The sequence below is a fragment of the Pseudomonas sp. 5.2 genome, assembly GCF_059025405.1.
Window position 1 is genome coordinate 369,342 of the sequence record NZ_JBYBHH010000003.1, and the last position, 18,685, is coordinate 388,026.

The 18,685-nt window shown below is 62.2% G+C and carries 18 protein-coding genes; 8 read left to right on the top strand and 10 right to left on the bottom strand.

Features of this window, described 5'->3' with window-relative positions; translation table 11 throughout:
* The first annotated feature begins 6 nt into the window (after nucleotides 1–6).
* The 4 genes from AC5PZ0_RS07545 (at nucleotide 7) to AC5PZ0_RS07560 (ending at nucleotide 3,653) form a co-directional block, all read left to right on the top strand.
* Nucleotides 7–1,080: a COX15/CtaA family protein gene (locus AC5PZ0_RS07545; RefSeq protein WP_027591989.1), complete on the top strand. Its 1,074-nt coding sequence runs from the start codon at nucleotides 7–9 to the stop codon at nucleotides 1,078–1,080.
* Entirely contained in the window at nucleotides 1,065–1,958 is an 894-nt protein-coding gene (gene cyoE / locus AC5PZ0_RS07550) for a heme o synthase (RefSeq protein ID WP_265967457.1), read from the top strand. The genes AC5PZ0_RS07545 and cyoE overlap by 16 nt, the downstream gene beginning before the upstream one ends.
* Nucleotides 1,955–2,587 carry an SCO family protein gene (locus AC5PZ0_RS07555; RefSeq protein ID WP_339549289.1) on the top strand — a complete coding sequence of 211 codons (633 nt, stop codon included), beginning with the start codon at nucleotides 1,955–1,957 and terminating at the stop codon, nucleotides 2,585–2,587. Before cyoE ends, AC5PZ0_RS07555 begins: the two co-directional genes overlap by 4 nt.
* Nucleotides 2,588–2,744: 157 nt before the next feature.
* Complete coding sequence (locus AC5PZ0_RS07560) at nucleotides 2,745–3,653, top strand: RHS repeat-associated core domain-containing protein (protein ID WP_493854605.1); 909 nt, start codon at nucleotides 2,745–2,747, stop codon at nucleotides 3,651–3,653.
* A 178-nt stretch (nucleotides 3,654–3,831) separates the two neighbouring features.
* On the opposite strand, the gene AC5PZ0_RS07565 is transcribed toward AC5PZ0_RS07560, so the two are convergent.
* The 3 genes from AC5PZ0_RS07565 to AC5PZ0_RS07575 form a co-directional block, all read right to left on the bottom strand.
* Complete coding sequence (locus tag AC5PZ0_RS07565; protein ID WP_493854606.1) at nucleotides 3,832–4,602, bottom strand: MetQ/NlpA family ABC transporter substrate-binding protein; 771 nt, start codon at nucleotides 4,600–4,602, stop codon at nucleotides 3,832–3,834.
* A 64-nt stretch (nucleotides 4,603–4,666) separates the two neighbouring features.
* On the bottom strand, nucleotides 4,667–5,338 hold the full coding sequence (locus AC5PZ0_RS07570; RefSeq protein ID WP_027591985.1) for a methionine ABC transporter permease: 672 nt from the start codon (nucleotides 5,336–5,338) through the stop codon (nucleotides 4,667–4,669).
* Nucleotides 5,338–6,345: a methionine ABC transporter ATP-binding protein gene (locus tag AC5PZ0_RS07575; RefSeq protein ID WP_493854607.1), complete on the bottom strand. Its 1,008-nt coding sequence runs from the start codon at nucleotides 6,343–6,345 to the stop codon at nucleotides 5,338–5,340. The genes AC5PZ0_RS07570 and AC5PZ0_RS07575 overlap by 1 nt, the downstream gene beginning before the upstream one ends.
* A gap of 226 nt (nucleotides 6,346–6,571) precedes the next feature.
* Here AC5PZ0_RS07575 and katE point away from each other — a divergent pair, with 226 nt between their 5' ends.
* A complete protein-coding gene (gene katE, locus AC5PZ0_RS07580) occupies nucleotides 6,572–8,716 on the top strand; it encodes a catalase HPII (protein WP_493854608.1) in 2,145 nt (714 codons plus the stop codon).
* Nucleotides 8,717–8,966: 250 nt separating this feature from the next.
* On the opposite strand, the gene AC5PZ0_RS07585 is transcribed toward katE, so the two are convergent.
* The 4 genes from AC5PZ0_RS07585 to zur all read right to left on the bottom strand — a co-directional run bounded on the left by AC5PZ0_RS07585 (nucleotide 8,967) and on the right by zur (nucleotide 11,832).
* Nucleotides 8,967–9,674, bottom strand: a complete 708-nt coding sequence (locus AC5PZ0_RS07585) for a PA5502 family lipoprotein (protein WP_085272111.1) — start codon at nucleotides 9,672–9,674, stop codon at nucleotides 8,967–8,969.
* Between the two features lie 127 nt (nucleotides 9,675–9,801).
* Nucleotides 9,802–10,584, bottom strand: a complete 783-nt coding sequence (gene znuB / locus AC5PZ0_RS07590) for a zinc ABC transporter permease subunit ZnuB (RefSeq protein WP_027591981.1) — start codon at nucleotides 10,582–10,584, stop codon at nucleotides 9,802–9,804.
* Nucleotides 10,577–11,350, bottom strand: coding sequence for a zinc ABC transporter ATP-binding protein ZnuC (znuC, locus tag AC5PZ0_RS07595; RefSeq protein ID WP_027591980.1), 774 nt, complete (start codon nucleotides 11,348–11,350; stop codon nucleotides 10,577–10,579). The genes znuB and znuC overlap by 8 nt, the downstream gene beginning before the upstream one ends.
* Nucleotides 11,347–11,832: a zinc uptake transcriptional repressor Zur gene (zur, locus tag AC5PZ0_RS07600; protein ID WP_027591979.1), complete on the bottom strand. Its 486-nt coding sequence runs from the start codon at nucleotides 11,830–11,832 to the stop codon at nucleotides 11,347–11,349. Before zur ends, znuC begins: the two co-directional genes overlap by 4 nt.
* Before the next feature lie 18 nt (nucleotides 11,833–11,850).
* Between zur and AC5PZ0_RS07605 the strand changes: the two genes are divergently transcribed.
* Nucleotides 11,851–12,807 (top strand): zinc ABC transporter substrate-binding protein, encoded by a 957-nt coding sequence (locus AC5PZ0_RS07605; RefSeq protein WP_265967453.1) that lies wholly within the window; start codon nucleotides 11,851–11,853, stop codon nucleotides 12,805–12,807.
* Nucleotides 12,808–12,980: 173 nt separating this feature from the next.
* Here the strand turns inward: AC5PZ0_RS07605 and AC5PZ0_RS07610 are convergent, their stop codons facing one another.
* Both AC5PZ0_RS07610 and AC5PZ0_RS07615 read right to left on the bottom strand, forming a co-directional pair.
* A complete protein-coding gene (locus AC5PZ0_RS07610; protein WP_099428011.1) occupies nucleotides 12,981–13,931 on the bottom strand; it encodes a homoserine kinase in 951 nt (316 codons plus the stop codon).
* 68 nt (nucleotides 13,932–13,999) lie between these two features.
* The gene (locus AC5PZ0_RS07615) at nucleotides 14,000–14,287 is read right to left on the bottom strand and encodes a DUF2782 domain-containing protein (RefSeq protein ID WP_010951520.1); all 288 of its coding nucleotides are present in this window, start codon (nucleotides 14,285–14,287) and stop codon (nucleotides 14,000–14,002) included.
* Between the two features lie 74 nt (nucleotides 14,288–14,361).
* On the opposite strand from AC5PZ0_RS07615, the gene polA reads away from it, so the two are divergent.
* Nucleotides 14,362–17,115: a DNA polymerase I gene (polA, locus tag AC5PZ0_RS07620; protein WP_454242704.1), complete on the top strand. Its 2,754-nt coding sequence runs from the start codon at nucleotides 14,362–14,364 to the stop codon at nucleotides 17,113–17,115.
* A 427-nt stretch (nucleotides 17,116–17,542) separates the two neighbouring features.
* Here polA and yihA read toward each other — a convergent pair whose 3' ends face one another.
* Complete coding sequence (yihA, locus tag AC5PZ0_RS07625; protein WP_252826349.1) at nucleotides 17,543–18,175, bottom strand: ribosome biogenesis GTP-binding protein YihA/YsxC; 633 nt, start codon at nucleotides 18,173–18,175, stop codon at nucleotides 17,543–17,545.
* A 201-nt stretch (nucleotides 18,176–18,376) separates the two neighbouring features.
* Between yihA and AC5PZ0_RS07630 the strand changes: the two genes are divergently transcribed.
* A complete protein-coding gene (locus AC5PZ0_RS07630; RefSeq protein WP_027591974.1) occupies nucleotides 18,377–18,679 on the top strand; it encodes a c-type cytochrome in 303 nt (100 codons plus the stop codon).
* The last annotated feature ends 6 nt before the right edge of the window (nucleotides 18,680–18,685 follow it).

Genomic DNA, 18,685 nt, shown 5'->3' on the forward strand with positions numbered 1-18,685 from the left:
CCTGTCATGGCCAGACCCGGATTCCGCCTCGCTGTGTTCGCCACCCTGCTGGCACTGCTGGTCGTGCTGCTGGGCGCCTATACCCGCCTGACCCATGCAGGCCTGGGCTGCCCCGATTGGCCCGGCTGCTATGGCTTTATCAGTGTGCCGAAGACCGACGCCCAGCTGGCCCATGCCGAAATGCACTTCCCCGAACACCCGGTGGAAGCCGCCAAGGGCTGGGCCGAGATGGTCCATCGCTACTTCGCCGGCACCCTGGCGCTGGTGATTGCCTGGCTGGCGTTGCAGGCCGTGCGCCGGCATGCACGTGATGGCCAGCCCTACCGCTTGCCGGTGCTGTTGCTGGGAGTAGTGTTGGCCCAGGCGGCGTTTGGCATGTGGACAGTAACCCTCAAGCTGTGGCCGCAAGTGGTCACCGCGCACCTGCTGGGTGGGTTCACCACCTTGAGCCTGCTGTTTCTGCTGTCTCTGCGTCTATCCCGGGCCTTTGCGCCATTGCCAAAACTGCCGTTAAGCCTGCGCCGGATCGCGGCCCTGGCGCTGTTGGTGGTGATCGGCCAGATCGCCCTGGGGGGCTGGGTCAGCGCCAATTATGCGGCGGTCGCCTGTATCGACTTGCCGACCTGCCACGGCCAATGGTGGCCGGCAGCGGACTTCAGCAACGGCTTTCACCTGACCCAGCACGTCGGCCCCAACTACCTGGGCGGGCAACTGGACAGCGATGCGCGCACGGCCATCCACATCAGCCACCGGCTGGGTGCCTTGCTGGTCAGTGCCGTGCTGCTGATGCTGAGCTTCAAGCTGTACCGCTGCGGCCTTTCTGGCCTGGCCCGGCTGGTGTTGCTGGCCTTGGCCGTGCAGGTCGGCCTGGGCATCAGCAACGTGCTGTTCCACCTGCCGCTTGGCGTGGCAGTGGCCCATAACGCAGGTGGGGCCATGCTGTTGATGAGCATGGTGCTGGTCAATTACCGCATCCGCGTGGTCGACAAAGTGCGCGTCGGCCATGGCTGGCGCCTGACGCCGGTGGTGGGCGTGGATATCTCCCACCCTATGAGGAACGATTCGTGGCGACGCTTCTAAGCGTACGACGGGCAGGTTGGCGCGATTATCTGGAGCTGACCAAGCCCAAGGTGGTGGTGCTGATGTTGATCACCTCCCTGGCAGGCATGTTCCTCGCCAGCCGCGCAGGCGTTGCCTGGAGCGTGCTGCTGTTCGGCAACCTGGGCATTGGCCTGTGTGCGGGCGCCGCGGCGGTGGTCAACCACGTGGTAGACCGGCGCATCGACGCCTTGATGGCGCGTACCCACAAACGGCCGTTGGCCACAGGCCGGGTCGCGCCGCTACCGGCGCTGGCCTTTGCGTTGGCACTGGCGGTGCTGGGCATGGCGCTGTTGCTGGTGTTCACCAACAGCCTGACCGCCTGGCTGACCCTGGCGTCGTTGCTGGGCTATGCGGTGCTCTACACCGGCTTCTTGAAGCGTGCCACGCCGCAGAACATCGTGATTGGTGGCCTGGCCGGCGCGGCGCCGCCACTGCTTGGCTGGGTGGCGGTCAGCGGCCATGTCAGTGCCGAGCCGCTGTTGCTGGTGCTGATTATCTTCGCCTGGACCCCGCCGCACTTCTGGGCCTTGGCCATCCACCGCAAAGCGGAGTACGCCAAGGCCGATATCCCGATGCTGCCGGTGACCCATGGCGAACGCTACACCGCGCTGCATATCCTGCTCTACACCCTGATTTTGCTGGCGGTGAGCCTGCTGCCCTATGCCATCCACATGAGCGGCCCGTTGTACCTCGCCTGTGCCCTCGCCTTGGGCCTGCGCTTCCTGCAGTGGGCCTGGGTGTTGTACCGTGGCAGCCGGCCGCACGCGGCGATTGGCACCTTCAAGTACTCTATCGGCTACTTGTTCGCGCTGTTCATCGCATTGCTCATTGACCACTACCTGTTGTTGAACCTATGACCCGAACCCAGAAAACCGTCTTCATCCTCGTCGCCCTGGTCGCGTTGATCCTGGGCCTGACCGTCAACAAGGTGCTCAATGGCCGCGATCAGCCGAACCCCACCGAGCTGATCGACGCCGGCATCATCCTCTTGCCGCAGAGCCGTACGGTGGCGGATGTGACCATGACCAACCAGGATGGCCAGCCCGTGCAGCTGGATGACCTCAAGGGGAAATGGTCGCTGCTGTTCTTCGGCTACACCTATTGCCCAGACATCTGCCCCACCACCCTGGCCCAGTTGCGCCAGGTGAAGAGCGAATTGCCCAAGGAAGCCGTGGACCGGTTGCAGGTGGTGCTGGTGAGCGTGGACCCGAATCGCGACACGCCGAACCAGCTCAAGCAGTACCTGGGCTATTTCGACAAAGATTTTGTGGGGGTGGCGGGGTCGGTCGAAGACACCCAGAAGCTGGCCAATGCCTTGAGCATTCCGTTCATTCCGGCCGATACCAGTAAGCCTGGGTACACCGTGGATCACAGCGGCAACCTGGCGATCGTTGGGCCGGATGGGCGTCAGCGCGGGTTCATTCGTGCGCCGTTCAACAACCAGAAGCTGGTGGCGCAGTTGCCGGGGCTGGTTAAGCGGGATTGACTTTGGCCCCATGTTCGCAGTTAAGCCGGTTCTAGGATGTTCATAGAAGGTGGCTTGCCTGCGATCGAGGAACCTCAGACCTGGTATTTTTACTAGTTGAATGGGAGTCTTATTTAACGCAGGCTTGCGCTCATGCCAATACAAGTGAGCGAATGATATGTTCCCTGACTGCAAACTTAGGCTTTTTTATAAGAACGGCGAAGTGCAGGCGGCGTTGCAGCCAGGGCATGCCCGACACTTTGTCATTACGCAGAATATGGTTTTGGCAGAGTGCAGTACCCTTGAGGGCCGAGTGTCAACCTTGCTTTTGAGTACTGACAAGCAAGCCTCCCCCCTGAGTGAAATCGATCGAAACGAAATACGTGCTGGCGGTTATACGCCATATGGGCTGGAAACCTTGTTGCAATCCTGGCTGGGCTTCACCGGGCAGTTGAAAGCAAGCGGGCTGAACGGCTACTTCCTCGGCAATGGATACCGTTTCTACAATCCAGCCCTCATGCGTTTCCATTCGCCTGACAGCTTGAGCCCCTTTTCTGTTGGCGGGACGAATGGCTATATGTATTGCAGTGGTGACCCAGTTAACTTCAGTGATCACAGCGGCCATGCGCCGGGACCGCCAAAAGCTGGAACCAGCACTTCCTCAGGCCGCTCTCGCTCTCCCAGCCCTCGACGAGTTTCTGAAGGTCTAGGACTCTCTCTTGCTGAAGTGTTGGAGCGCGTGGAGTACAACCCCGAGTGGTCGCCGCCCACAGTCAGTCAGCCCGAGCAACGCTTGGATTTGCAGGCCACCATGCCTGTACACGGCACTGCTAGTGGAAGCCCAGGTCGCGACATCGCTTCAATAAAAACAAATGTGAAGGCAGCCGTAAAGCAAAGGGATCAGGAGTTGATACCGAGTACGGGGGCCTTGACCCCTGACCAACGGCAGTATGTTTTTGGAGCGCTTAAGAGCACTGCAAAAAATGTGGCTGATGTTCGCGGTTCGGTTAAAGACCCGCAACTAGGCTTGACTTACAATAATTACTTAGATGCCCTTGCTTTGCTGTCGCGCAGGGATAACGCTTAGCCTAATTTTCAGGCAGTGAAACCAATTGCTGGATTTTATATCATTAATTGAAACGTTGTTATTTCAAGACTGCCAGCGACCCTGTGCAAGGGGAGGTGTGGCGTGCGCCAGTTAAAAAACTCGCAAGCAGGGCGCTGGTTGCCTGAGACTGGGCCGCTAAGCGGCCCAGAAATTTGATTCAGAACGCCGGCACCACTGCACCCTTGTACTTCTCGTTGATGAACTGCTTCACCTCTGGCGAGTGCAGCGCGGCCGCCAGTTTCTTCATGTCTTCGGAGTCTTTGTTGTCCGGGCGGGCAACCAGGATGTTCACGTATGGCGAGTCGCTGCCTTCGATGGCCAGCGCGTCTTTCTCAGGGTTCAGCTTGGCTTCCAGCGCATAGTTGGTGTTGATCAGGGCCGCATCGACCTGGGTCAGCACGCGCGGGATGGTGGCCGCTTCCAGCTCACGGAACTTCACGTTTATCGGGTTTTCGACAACATCCTTAACGGTCGACAGGATGTTCTTGTTGTCCTTGAGCTTGATCACGCCGGCCTTGTCCAGCAGCAGCAGCGCGCGGCCGCCGTTGGTGGCGTCGTTGGGGATGACCACGGTAGCGCCGGGGAGCAGCTCGCCGAGCTTCTTGACCTTGGTCGAGTAAACGCCCAGCGGCTCGATGTGCACGCCGGTCACGCTGACCAGGTCGGTGCCCTTGGCCTTGTTGAACTCATCCAGGTACGGCTGGTGCTGGAAAAAGTTGGCGTCCAGGCGCTTCTCGGCCACCTGCACGTTCGGCTGGATGTAGTCGGTGAATTCCTTGACCTTCAGCTCCACGCCTTCTTTCGCCAGTTGCGGTTTGACGAAGTTGAGTATCTCGGCGTGCGGCACCGGCGTGGCGGCGACGGTCAGGGTATCGGCGTGGGCCGAGAAGGCCGCGACAGCGGCAGCAACAGCAAGCAGCTTCTTCATTGATCACTCCTTGTGAGGGCCGCGACGGCCCCCGAACGGGTCGGCCAGGCCGACCCCATTGGGGTTACTTACGGGAAAAATGCACGACCAGTTTGTCGCCCACGCTCTGCAGGACTTGAACCAGCACCAGCAACAGCACCACGGTCACGACCATGACATCGGTCTGGAAGCGCTGGTAGCCGAAGCGGATGGCCAGGTCGCCCAGGCCGCCCGCGCCGACCACACCGGCCATGGCGGTGTACGACACCAGGGTAATGGCGGTCACGGTGATGGCCGCGAAGATGCCGGGGCGGGCTTCGGGCAGCAGCGCGCTGGTGATGATCTGGCGCGTTGTGGCGCCCATCGACTGGGTGGCTTCGATGATGCCGCGGTCCACTTCACGCAGGGCGGTTTCGACCAGGCGTGCGAAGAACGGCGTGGCCCCGACCACCAGTGGCGGAATGGCGCCGGCGACGCCCAGCGAGGTGCCGGTGATCAGCACGGTGATCGGGATCATCACGATCAGCAAAATGATGAACGGCAGCGAACGCAGGATGTTGACGACCAGCGACAGCAGCGCGTACACGCCTTTTTGCTCAAACATCTGGCGCGGCCCGCAAAGGAACAGCAGCACGCCCAACGGCAGGCCCAGCAGCACGGTGAAGAACAGCGAGCCGAACAGCATGATCATGGTGTCGATGGTGGCCAGCCAGATTTCGGCCCAGTCGACGTTGGCAAAGAAATTCAGGGCGTCCATCAACGCAGTACCTCCATATGTACGTCAGCTGCCTTGAAGCGGTCGAACGCCGCGTCCATGTCGCCGCCGGTGACGGCCAGGGTCAGCTGCCCATAGGGGACATCCTTGATGCGGTCGATACGCCCGGCCAGGATGCTGTAGTCAACGCCCGTCTCGCGGGCGACGGTGCCCAGCAGCGGTGCGTAGGTGGCCTCGCCCTGGAAGGTCAGGCGCACGATGCGGCCGGGTACGTGGGCGAAGTCATCACGCTGCTCGCCTTCATCGACCTGCTCGTCCTCCTGGACGAAACGCTTGGTAGTCGCGTGCTGCGGGTGCAGGAACACATCGGCCACCGGCCCTTGTTCGACGATCTGCCCGGCGTCCATCACGGCCACGCGGTCGCAGACCCGGCGGATCACGTCCATTTCGTGGGTGATCAGGACGATGGTCAGCTTCAGCTCACGGTTGATCTCGGCCAGCAGTTGCAGCACCGACGCAGTGGTCTGCGGGTCAAGCGCGCTGGTGGCTTCGTCGCACAGCAGGATCTTCGGGTTGGTAGACAGGGCGCGGGCGATGCCGACGCGCTGCTTCTGGCCGCCCGACAACTGCGCGGGGTACTTCTTGGCGTGGTCTTGCAAGCCGACGCGGGCCAGCAGCTCGGTGACGCGCTTGTCGATGTCGCTGCGCGACAGCTCGCCGGCCAGGGTCAATGGCAGGGCCACGTTGTCGGCCACGGTCTTGGAGGCCAGCAGGTTGAAGTGTTGGAAAATCATCCCGACCTGCTGGCGGAAGCCGCGCAGCTGGTTGGCGTTGAACGCGGTAACGTCCTCGCCATCGACGATGATCTTGCCGCCCGAAGGCTCTTCGAGGCGGTTGATCAGGCGCAGCAGGGTGCTTTTGCCGGCGCCGGAGTGGCCGATCAGGCCGAACACCTGGCCATCTTCGATGGTCAGGCTGGTCGGGTTGAGGGCGGGGATTTCCCTACCGGCGACGCGGTAGGTCTTGTGCACATGTTGGAACTCGATCACGTAGCGAACCTTGTGGGGCGCATGGAATTTGGGGCAGCGGTTAGCTGGGGTGGCGCATTTTAGCCTTTTCCCATAGCTGTTCTTAGCATTTATTTCGTAATGCACCAACCCGGCGGGCATAACGCGACAACCGGTAAAGCTTATTGAACGTAGCCAATCGGGCTCCAGTCACTAATAGAACAAGCCCTCACGGGCAATGCCTGATGACTGATGAGGAAAGCCGACCATGCCCAGCAAGAAAGTTGATGCACCCAAAGAAAGCCAGGCAGCCGGGGTCAACAGCCCTGATCATGCCAATACCAATACCAAGCTGCAGAGCCTTGAAAATGTGCGCAGCGATGCCACAGGCCAGGCCCTGCGCACCAATCAAGGCGTGAAGATCGCCGATAACCAGAACACCCTCAAGGCCGGGCCACGTGGGCCTTCGCTGCTCGAAGACTTCATCATGCGCGAGAAGATCACCCACTTCGATCATGAGCGCATCCCTGAACGCATCGTCCATGCCCGAGGCACCGGCGCCCATGGTTACTTCCAGAGCTACGGCAACCACGCCGAGCTGACCAAGGCCGGTTTCCTGCAGGACCCCGAGAAGATCACCCCGGTGTTCGTGCGCTTTTCCACCGTGCAGGGCCCGCGTGGCTCAGGTGACACGGTGCGCGACGTGCGTGGTTTTGCCGTCAAGTTCTACACCGATGAAGGCAATTTCGATCTGGTTGGCAACAACATGCCGGTGTTCTTCATCCAGGATGCGATCAAGTTCCCCGACTTTGTGCATGCGGTGAAGCCCGAGCCGCACAACGAGATGCCCACCGGCGGTTCGGCCCACGACACGTTCTGGGACTTCGTTTCGCTGGTGCCGGAGTCGGCGCACATGGTCATGTGGGCCATGTCAGACCGCGCCATTCCGCGCAGCCTGCGGATGATGGAGGGCTTTGGCATCCACACCTTCCGCCTGATCAATGCCGAAGGCGTGGCCAGCTTCGTCAAGTTCCACTGGAAGCCGCGCCAAGGCGTGCACTCCGTGCTGTGGGACGAAGCGCAAAAGCTTGCGGGCAAGGACACCGACTTCCACCGCCGCGACCTGAGCGAGGCCATCGAGACCGGCGACTACCCTGAGTGGGAGCTGGGCGTACAGATCGTGCCGGAAGCCGATGAGCACAAATTCGAGTTCGACCTGCTCGACCCCACCAAGATCATCCCCGAAGAACTGGTGCCGGTTACACCGTTGGGTAAGATGGTGCTCAACCGTAACCCCGACAATTTCTTTGCTGAAGTGGAGCAGGTCGCGTTCTGCCCTGGGCATATCGTGCCGGGCATCGACTTTTCCAATGACCCCCTGCTGCAAGGCCGGTTGTTCTCCTATACCGACACGCAACTGAGCCGGCTGGGTGGGCCGAACTTCCATGAGATTCCGATCAACCGCCCGGTCGCGCCGAACCATAACAACCAGCGTGACGCGCTGCACCGGCAGACTATCCACAAGGGCCGCGCGTCCTACGAACCCAACTCGATTGACGGCGGCTGGCCGAAAGAAACCCCTGCCGCGGCCCAGGATGGCGGCTTTGAGAGCTATCAGGAACGCATCGACGCGGTGAAAATTCGCCAGCGCAGCGAGTCGTTCGGCGATCACTTCTCGCAGGCGCGTTTGTTCTTCCACAGCATGAGCCCCAATGAGCAGCAGCACATTATCAAGGCGTACAGCTTCGAGCTGGGCAAGGTGGAGCGCGAGCACATCCGCGTGCGTGAGGTGAACGAGATTCTGGCCAACATCGACCTGAAGCTGGCAGCAGCGGTGGCGGCCAACCTGGGCTTGCCTGCGCCCAAGGCTGGCACGGTGCAGGTCAAAGGCAGCAAGTTGGCGCAATCACCGGCCTTGAGCCAGATGAATCACCCGGGCAGTGTCGGTATCAAAGGCCGCAAAATTGCCGTGCTGGTGGCCGATGGGGTAGATGGGGCGAGTGTCGATCAGTTGGTCAAGGCGCTGGAGGCGCACAGTGCGCGCATTCTGGTGCTGGGGCCAAGTTCGGCGCCGGTTAAAACCGCCCAAGGCAAGCCGCTGCCGGTGGATGCGTCGATGGAGGGCATGCCTTCGATCATGTTCGACGGCATTCTGGTGCCGGCTGGCAAGGCGTCGCTGGATGCGTTGGGCGCCAGTGGCTTGGCCAAGCACTTCCTGCTGGAAGGCTACAAGCACCTGAAGGCGATCGCGTTGGCCAAGGAAGGCAAGGCATTGCTGGGCAGCTTGGGGCTCAAGGAAGACAAGGGCTTGCTGCTGGGGGATGACCAGAAAACCGTGGATGCCTTTGTGAAAGCGGTAGAGGGGCATCGGGTTTGGGAGCGGGAGGCGGCTGCTGAGGCGGTGCCGGCCTAAGGGGGGCTGCTTTGCAGCCCATCGCCGGCAAGCCAGCTCCTACAAGTGCACCACAGTTCCCGAGGGCATTGGTGGCATTTGTGGGAGCGGGCTTGACCCGCGAAGCTGTTCAGCGCTGATGCGGGACCAGTACTGGCCTAAGGGGGGCTGCTTTGCAGCCCATCGCAGGCAAGCCAGCTCCTACAAGTGCACCACAGTTCCCGAGGGCAGTGGTGGCATTTGTGGGAGCGGGCTTGCCCCGCGAAGCTGTTCAGCGCTGATGCGGGACCAGTACCACCTGGGCGGGCAGCTTGCGCTGAATTTCGTGCTTCTGGTTTAGCTTGAACCCGCTGTCAATCTTGTGCACCCGCTTTTCCAGCAGCGTCTTCAACCAAGGCGCATCCTCGGTGCGCGGCACCTGGAACACCACGTCGCACTGATAACTCACCACATCGGCAGCAATCTCATCGAGCTGGCGGCGCATGGCGGCAATGTCCGTGGTCTTCAGCGCAATCACGGTGCTCGGTGCAGTCGGGTCGATCACGCGCGCCTGGGGCTTGGCCTCGGCCGCCTTCAGCGCAGCCTCGGCCTTTTCCAGCTCGGCCTTACGGGCCTGGCTGACGGCATCGCCACCGGTGACCGCCGGGGCCTGGGGCATCAGCGCGCGGGCACGTGCCAAGGCGGTGGCTGCAGCGTTGACGTCGCCCTTCTGCAGGACGATCTGGCTACGCTGCAGGTACGCTTCGGCCAGCTGCCGCTGGTACTGCTCCAGGCGCGGGTCAACGGGTGACTGGGCCTGCAAGGCAGCCAACTGGTCTTCGGCGGTAGCCAGCTCATTGCTGGCGATGTTCTGTTGCAACTGCTGCCAGGCATCGGCTTGGGCAGGTGCATCGGCCTGTTCGACCGGGGCACTGGAACAGGCAGCCAGGAACAGGGAAAACGCGGCAACAAGCAGATAACGGGAGGCGAACGGCTTCATTCCTGCGACTCTCTATTTGCGCAAAAAGCGAGCAAGTCTACACCCAGGTGCGCACGCTCGAAAACAAGTCTTACAGACCTTTTACCCGCGAAAAGGTTGCAGGGTGCGCTGTTGCGCACCCCGGTTTTCAGCGTTTTGGCAGGGCCAGGCTCAGCAAGAATAGCACTGCCGCGCAGACCACGATGGAAGGGCCGGCCGGGGTGTCCTTGAACCAGGACATGGCCAAGCCACCACACACCGCCGTCACCCCCAGCAGGCTGGCGCCCAAGGCCATCTGCTCGGGCGAGCGGGCGTGGCGTTGCGCGGCGGCGGCGGGGATGATCAGCAGCGAGGTAATCAACAGCACACCGACGATCTTCATCGCCACGGCGATCACCACGGCAATCAACAGCATCAAGGCCAGGCGCAGGCCCGCCACTGGCAGGCCCTCGACCATGGCCAATTCTTCATGCACGGTCACGGCCAGCAACGGCCGCCACAGCGCGGCGAGCAGCAGCAATACCAACACGCTGCCGCCGAGGATCCAGGCAAGGTCAGTGGTGCTGATGGCCAGCAGGTCGCCGAACAGGTAGGCCATCAGGTCGATGCGTACATCGTGCATGAAGCTCAGGACCACCAGGCCCAGGGACAGCGTGCTGGGGGCGAGGATGCCAAGCAGGGTGTCGGAGGCCAGCGGTTGGCGTTGCTGCAAAGTCACCAGCAGCAACGCCAGCAGCAGGCAGCCCACGGTTACCGCCAGTGCTGGGCTGACATCCAGGGCAAAACCCAGGGCTACCCCGAGCAGCGCGGCGTGGGACAGGGTATCGCCGAAATAGGCCATGCGCCGCCACACCACGAACGACCCCAGAGGGCCGGCCACCAACGCCAGGGACAGACCGGCAAGCAGGGCATAAAGAAGAAAATCAGCCATGCTTGCAGTGCTCTCCGTGAACATGGGTGCCAGGGGCGACCACCGAGCCGTGCAGGTCGTGGCTGTGGTCGTGATGGTGGTGATAGATCGCCAGGCTTGGCGCGTTCTGGCCGAACAGCTCGACGAAGGCCGGGTCGTTGCTGACCTGCTCGGGGTGGCCGGAGCAGCACACATGCCGGTTGAGGCAGACCACCTGGTCGGTGGCGCTCATCACCAGGTGCAGGTCGTGGGAAACCATCAGCACGCCGCAACCGTGGCGGTCGCGCAGGCGGGTGATGAGGTTGTACAGCTCGGTCTGGCCGACCACGTCGACCCCTTGCACCGGCTCATCGAGCACCAGCAGTTGTGGCTCGCGCAGCAGCGCCCGGGCCAGCAGCACGCGCTGCATCTCGCCGCCGGAAATGGTCTGGATCGGGTTGTCGATGACCTGCTCGGCCCCCACTTCCTGCAGCGCCGACAAGGCAGCTGCGCGGTCTACGCCAGGTACCAGGCGCAAAAAGCGCAGCACCGACAGCGGGAGCGTGGCATCCACCTGGATTTTTTGCGGCATGTAGCCAATGCGCAGCTTCGGCTTGCGCCAGACTTTGCCCCGGTGCGGCTTGAGCAGCCCCAGCACGGCGCGTACCAAGGTGGTCTTGCCTGCCCCGTTGGGGCCGATCAGGGTCACGATCTGGCCCGGTGCCACTGACAGGTCGATGCTGTCGAGCACCGCCTCGCCGGCGAAGGTGACACCGACCTGCTCCAGGCGGATCAGTGCGTCGCTCATGCCGCGCTCCGGCAGTTGCTGCACAGGCCGACTACTTCCACGGTCTGGGTTTCGACGCTGAAGCCGACGCCCTTGGCGCTGCTGATGATGGCGTCGCTGATGCTGTCCTGCTCCAGCTCGATGGCCACATGGCAGGCGCGGCAGATCAGGAACTGGCCCTGGTGCACATGCTCTGGGTGGCTGCAGCCGATGAAGGCGTTGAGCGAGGCGATGCGGTGCACCAGGCCGTTGTCGAGGAGAAAATCCAGGGCGCGGTACACGGTCGGCGGTGCGGCGCGGCGGCCGTCCTGCTCGCTGAGCACGGCGAGAATGTCGTAGGCCCCCAGCGGCTTGTGGCTTTGCCAGACCAGCTCCAGCACACGGCGGCGCAGTGCGGTCAGGCGCAACCCCTGGCGGGTGCACAAGGCATCGGCTTCGGCCAGTGCGCTGTGTACGCAATGGGAGTGATCGTGGGGGCGGTTGGCCAGCGGCGTGATGGACATGGGCAGCGACGGTTCTGGATGGAGACGTTATTATGTTACCTGTTTCTGTCGAGCCGAGTATTCACCGTGTCCCGATTCCTAGCCCTTTTTGTCGCTTTCATCGCATTTTCAGCCCAGGCCGACGTGCGTGTGCTGACCAGTATCAAACCGCTGCAGCAGATTGCCGCCGCCGTACAGGACGGGGTTGGCAGCCCGGATGTGCTGTTGCCGCCTGGCGCTTCGCCGCACCATTACGCCCTGCGCCCCTCCGACGTACGGCGCGTCGCGGATGCCGACCTGCTGTACTGGATCGGGCCGGACATGGAGAACTTTCTGCCGCGCGTGCTGAAAGGGCGGGACAAGGCCACCGTTGCGGTTCAGTCGCTGACTGGCATGCAGTTGCGCCATTTTGGCGAAGACAGCCACTCGCATGATGAAGACGACCACGACGACCATGACCACGATCACCGCCCAGGCAGCCTCGACGCGCACCTGTGGCTGTCGTCGGTCAATGCCCGGGTGATCGCAGCGAAGATGGCGGCGGACCTGGCCGAGGTCGACCCCGCCAATGCCGCGCGTTACCAGGCCAACCTGAAGGCCTTCGTCGAGCGTCTTGATGCCCTGGATGGGCGTATCAAGGCGCGGGTGGCGGGTATCGCCGACAAGCCGTACTTCGTGTTTCACGAGGCGTTCGATTACTTCGAGGCCAATTATGGTCTGAAGCACACCGGGGTATTCAGTGTGGCTTCCGAGGTGCAGCCGGGCGCGCAGCATGTGGCCGCCATGCGCAAGCGCCTGCAGGAAGTGGGCAAGACCTGCGTGTTCAGCGAGCCGCCGCTGCGGCCGCGCCTGGCGGAGACGCTGACGGCGGGGTTGCCGGTGCGGTTGGCCGAACTGGATGCCTTGGGTGGCACGGACCCGGTAGATGCCAAGGGCTATGAGCGCCTGCTGGAGAAGCTGGGTAGCGACCTGGCGGGGTGCCTGGAACAGCTCTAAGGCGCGCGGCCTTTTGGCGGGGTTGCGCCCGGCCTGCGGCCATGCGCGACCCTGGTAGGAGCAGCCTTGTGCTGCGAAGAGGCCGGTAAAAACACAGAGGATCTTTGCTGTTATTACCGGCCTCTTCGCAGCACAAGGCTGCTCCTACAGGTTCATCATCGCCCTTGGTGGGTTCAGAGGGCGAACGGCAGGTGTAATGCCACCTGCTGGCGCTGCGCCAGGCGCACCTCGAACTCGCTCGGGTCATGGATCATCACATCCATCCCGGCAAACGATTCCGCCGCAATCAGGCGCGACAGCCAGAAACGCACACATCCGACCCGCAACATCTCGGGCCACAGCTCGGCCTCGGCGGCGGTGAACGGGCGCAGCGTCGCGTAGGCCGCCAGCAGCGCCTGGGCGCGTGGCACATCGAGGGCCCCGTGCTCATCGATACACCAGTCGTTCACGGTGATGGCGATGTCATAAAGCATCGGCCCCGAGCAGGCGTTGTAGAAGTCGATCACACCGGTCAGGTGGGTGCCTTCGAACATCACGTTGTCGCGGAACAGGTCGGCGTGCAGGTTGGCCCGTGGCAAGGCCAGGATCTGCGCCTTGTGTGCATTGATTTCGTCCAGCGCCGGCTGTAACAGCGCAACCTGTTCGGCACTCAGGCGCGGCATCAGCTCGGCGCCAGACGCCAGCATCCAGTCCAGGCCACGGTCGGTCTTGCGCTCGATGACGTGGTTGCGGGTGGCCAGGTGGATGTGCGCGAGCAACTCGCCGACCTGGGCGCAGTGCTGGTTGTTGGGTACCTTGATGTGCTTGCCCGACAGCCGCGGCTGCAGCAACGCAGGCTTGCCACACAGTTCGCGCAGGCCATTGCCATCACGGTCACGCAGGGCGTACGGCACGGGCATGTCGGCGTCATGCAGCACGTCGAGCAGCTCAATGAAGAACGGCATGTCTTCGCTCGGGCCGCGCTCGATCAGCGTCAGGACGAACTCACCCTGTTCCAGGCTGACGAAGAAGTTGCTGTTTTCGGTACCGGCGGCGATGCCCTGGAAGTCGAGCAGACGGCCCAGCTGGTACGGCGCCAGAAAGGTTTCCAGCTCAGGCCGGGTCACGGGGGTGAAAACTGACATGATGAAAAATGCCCATACGGGCACTTCCGCCGGGAAGTGCCAGGTTAATGTGAACGATACGCGTCAGCTTACCACTCGAAGATCTTCCAGGACGGAATCAGCATGTCCGGCTGGTCGGAACGAATGAAATTGGCATCAGTGCCGTCGGCGCGTACCAGGAAATAAGGCTTGCCGTTTTTTGGCGTGATCTTGATCGCATACAGGAAGCCGTTCTGACGGTATTCCTGGATGGTTTTATCGCCTTCCGTGCGAATGGTCACCTCGGGATCGGCCGAGGGGGCGTCGTCCGCCGCCAGGGTGACGACTGGCATGGTTGCCAACAGACCGAGCAGTAACAGGCGATTGAGTGTACGCATGATAACCTTGTCCCTTTGTCGTCATTGATCCGGCTATTCTAGCTCCGGACCCGCCGAAAAGGTTGATTCTGCTCATGAGCCAAGCGCCCCTCGTCCTGGTGGACGGTTCCTCCTACCTCTACCGCGCTTTCCACGCATTGCCGCCGCTGACCACCTCCAAAGGCATGCCTACCGGCGCGGTCAAGGGTGTGCTGAACATGCTCAAGAGCCTGCGCAAGCAATACCCTGACAGCCTGTTTGCAGTGGTGTTCGACGCCAAGGGCGGTACCTTCCGCGATGCGATGTTCGCCGAGTACAAGGCCAACCGCCCGAGCATGCCCGATGACCTGCGGGTGCAGATCGAACCCCTGCATGCCAGCGTCAAGGCCTTGGGCTACCCCTTGCTGTGCGTCGAAGGCGTGGAGGCCGACGATGTCATCGGCACCCTGGCGCGCAGCAGCGCGGCGCAAGGCCGGCCGGTGATCATTTCGACGGGTGACAAGGACATGGCGCAGTTGGTGGACGGTCACGTCACCTTGGTTAACACCATGACCGGCAGCGTGATGGATGTTGCCGGCGTGCACGAAAAGTTCGGCGTTGGCCCCGAGCACATCATCGATTTCCTGGCCCTGATGGGCGACAAGGTCGACAACATCCCGGGCGTGCCGGGTGTGGGCGAGAAGACCGCTGCCGGCCTGCTGACCGGTATCGGTGGCGGCCTGCGTGATGTCTACGACAACCTCGACAAGGTCCCGGGCCTGAGCATCCGTGGCGCCAAGACCTTGCCGGCCAAGCTTGAGGAACACCGTGAGGCGGCGTTCCTGTCCTATGAGCTGGCCACCATCAAGATCGATGTGCCGCTGGATATCGAAGTCGAGGCGCTGGTCTGCGGCGAGCCAGACCGCGATGCGCTGCTGGCGTTGTACACCGAGATGGAGTTCAAGAGCTGGGTCGCCGACGTTCAGCGTGAAGCTGCCAGGGCCGGGGCAACCGTGGCCGTGCCTGAAGAAGCGGCACCGGCGGCCAAGGTCGAGCCGAAGTACGAGACGGTCCTCGACCAGGCCCGTTTCGACGCCTGGCTGGCCAAACTGCGCCAGGCCCCGCTGTTTGCGTTCGACACCGAAACCACCGGCCTGGACGCGCAGCAGGCGCAACTGGTCGGCCTGTCGTTCGCGGTCGAGCCGTTCGAAGCCGCCTATGTGCCGCTGACCCATGACTACGAAGGCGCGCCGGTTCAGCTGGACCGCGAGGCTGTGCTGCTGGCGCTCAAACCCCTGCTCGAAGACGCAGCCAAAGCCAAGGTCGGGCAAAACGCCAAGTACGATATCAACATCCTGGCCAATGGCGCCCCGGCTATCCACATGCGCGGCGTGGCCTACGACACCATGCTCGAGTCCTATGTGCTGGACTCCACGGCCACCCGCCACGACATGGACAGCCTGGCGCAGAAGTACCTCGACCACACCACCATCACCTTCGAGCAGATTGCCGGCAAGGGCGCGAAACAGCTGACCTTCAACCAGATCCCGTTGGACAAGGCCGGCCCGTACGCCGCCGAGGACGCCGACATCACCCTGCGCCTGCACCAAGCGCTGCAGGCGCGCCTGGCCAAAACCCCAAGCGTGCAGCCGGTGCTGATGGACATCGAGATGCCGCTGGTGCCGGTGTTGGCCAAGATCGAGCGCCAGGGTGCGCTGGTGGATGCCGAGCTGCTGCACGTGCAAAGCGGCGAACTGGGCGTGAAGATGGCCGAACTGGAGCGCCGCGCCTACGAACTGGCTGGCGAGACATTCAACCTGGGCTCGCCCAAGCAGTTGGGTGCGATCCTCTACGACAAACTGGGCATGCCGGTGCTGAGCAAGACCGCCAAGGGCCAGCCGTCTACCGCCGAGGCGGTACTCGACGAACTGGCCGAGCAAGGCTACCCGCTGCCTGAGGTACTGATGCAGTACCGCAGCCTGAGCAAGCTCAAGAGCACCTACACCGACAAACTGCCAGGGCAGATCAACCCACGCACCGGGCGCATTCACACCTCTTACCAGCAGGCGGTGGCGGCCACCGGGCGCCTGTCGTCGAGCGACCCGAACCTGCAGAACATCCCGATCCGCACCGCCGAAGGGCGGCGTATCCGCCAGGCCTTCGTGGCCAGCCCTGGCTACAAGCTGCTGGCGGCGGACTATTCGCAGATCGAGCTGCGCATCATGGCTCACCTTGCCAAGGACGAAGGTTTGCTGCATGCCTTCCGCAACAACCTCGACGTGCACCGCGCCACTGCGGCTGAAGTGTTCGGCGTGCCGCTTGAGGCTGTTACCACCGACCAGCGCCGCAGTGCCAAGGCCATCAACTTCGGCCTGATCTACGGCATGAGCGCCTTTGGCCTGGCCAAGCAGATCGGCGTCGACCGCAAGCAGTCCCAGGACTACATCGACCGCTATTTCGCCCGCTACCCGGGCGTGCTGGCCTACATGGAACGCACCCGCGCTCAGGCCGCCGAGCAAGGCTTCGTCGAAACGCTCTTTGGCCGTCGCCTGTACCTGCCAGACATCAACGCCAAGAACCCGGCCCTGCGCAAAGGCGCTGAGCGGACGGCGATCAACGCACCGATGCAGGGTACGGCTGCCGATATCATCAAGCGGGCGATGGTCAATGTGGACAACTGGCTGACCGAGAGCGGCCTGGATGCCCGCGTGATCCTGCAGGTGCACGACGAATTGGTGCTGGAGGTGCGTGAGGAGTTGGTCGAGCAGGTAAAAGATGAAATTCGTCTGCACATGAGCCGCGCCGCGCAATTGGATGTACCGTTGTTGGTGGAGGCAGGAATTGGCGCGAATTGGGACGAAGCTCACTGATTGAGCCGACAAAGCTGTGTAGGATCTGCGACGTGGTGACGCGGATCCTGGCATGGCTAGATGCTATTAGTGCTGGAGTTTCATGAAACTATCGCAAATAGTTTTCAGGGCTTCGGAACTAAACCGGTGAAGCGGAACTCAGAGTAACTGAATGGCTGGTGAAGCCCTTCGATGCTCCTATGTTGTGTTAAGTGTTGGCAGATATCTGGACCCCGCCCTAGCGGTCCGGACTTGGACCCCGAACTTCCCCCTCCCCATACGAAGTCCGGGGTTTTTTTTGCCTGCGATTTGCCTGACAGGCGCTGCTGCTCCCCACTGTAGGAGCAGCCTTGTGCTGCGAAAGGGCCAATACAGGCAACAGATATCTACAACCTTGCATGGCCTCTTCGCAGCACAAGGCTGCTCCTACTGGGGTCTATGCAGGCCGTCAGGCTGCCGGCTTGTCTTCCAGCTCCATCCAGTCCGCCAGCACGCGGTAGGCTTCGTCCAGCCCCAGGCGCTTCGGTGCCGAGAACAGTTGGATGGTCACTGCGTCGCCCCAGCCCTTGCGGATCTCCGACTGCACCTTGAGCAAGGTGTTCTTGCCGGCGCCGTGGGTGAGTTTGTCGGCCTTGGTCAGCAGGATGTGCATCGGCATGCCGCTGGCCTTGGCCCAGTCGAGCATCATCTTGTCGAAGTCGGTCATCGGATGGCGCACGTCCATCATCAGGATCACACCGCGTAGGCACTCACGGCTGCCCAGGTAGGCTTCCAGGTGGCGCTGCCAGTGCTGCTTGAGTGGAATCGGTACTTTTGCATAACCGTAGCCCGGCAGGTCGACCAAACGCCGTTCATCGTCCAGACTGAAGAAATTCAACAGCTGGGTGCGCCCCGGGGTTTTCGAGGTACGCGCCAGGCTGGCATGAGTCAGGGTATTGAGGGCGCTGGATTTGCCGGCGTTGGAACGGCCGGCGAAAGCCACCTCGTAACCCTGGTCGTCCGGGCATTGTTCGACCTTGGCTGCGCTGAGGGCGAATGTGGCTTTCTGGCAGAGGCCGAGGATGGGGTTCTTGACTTGCATGGGATATCCGATGTGGGTGTTGCCTGACTCTGAAGGCTCGAGCCTGGCAAGCGGTGTCGTTTCCGTTTGGATGGCGGAAGTATATAATGCCCCAGTTTTTGTGTGCTCATTCTCCCAGCGAAGGAGAGCGAGCATGGGGTGTCGAACAATAGCTCGCGCATCAGAACGCAGCGCGGCCCCCAACCCTGAAGGTCGTTCCGCATGGCGAAATGGCTGCTTGCTGTCGGTATGTTCCTGCCGTTTTTCAGCGCACAGGCTACACAGGATCCCGAGGTGTTGTACAACCGCACGTGTGCGGCCTGTCACGCCGGTCAGTTGCCACAGGCCCCCCAGCAGGGTGACCGGGCAGCATGGGAGCCAAGGCTGGCGCAAGGTGTGGATGTACTCGTGAGGCATGTGACCCAGGGTTTCAAGGCTATGCCGCCGCGTGGATTGTGCATGGACTGCAGTGCCGAGGACTACCGTTTGGTCATCCTTTGGATGAGCGGCAGTCCCGATACATAACATTTC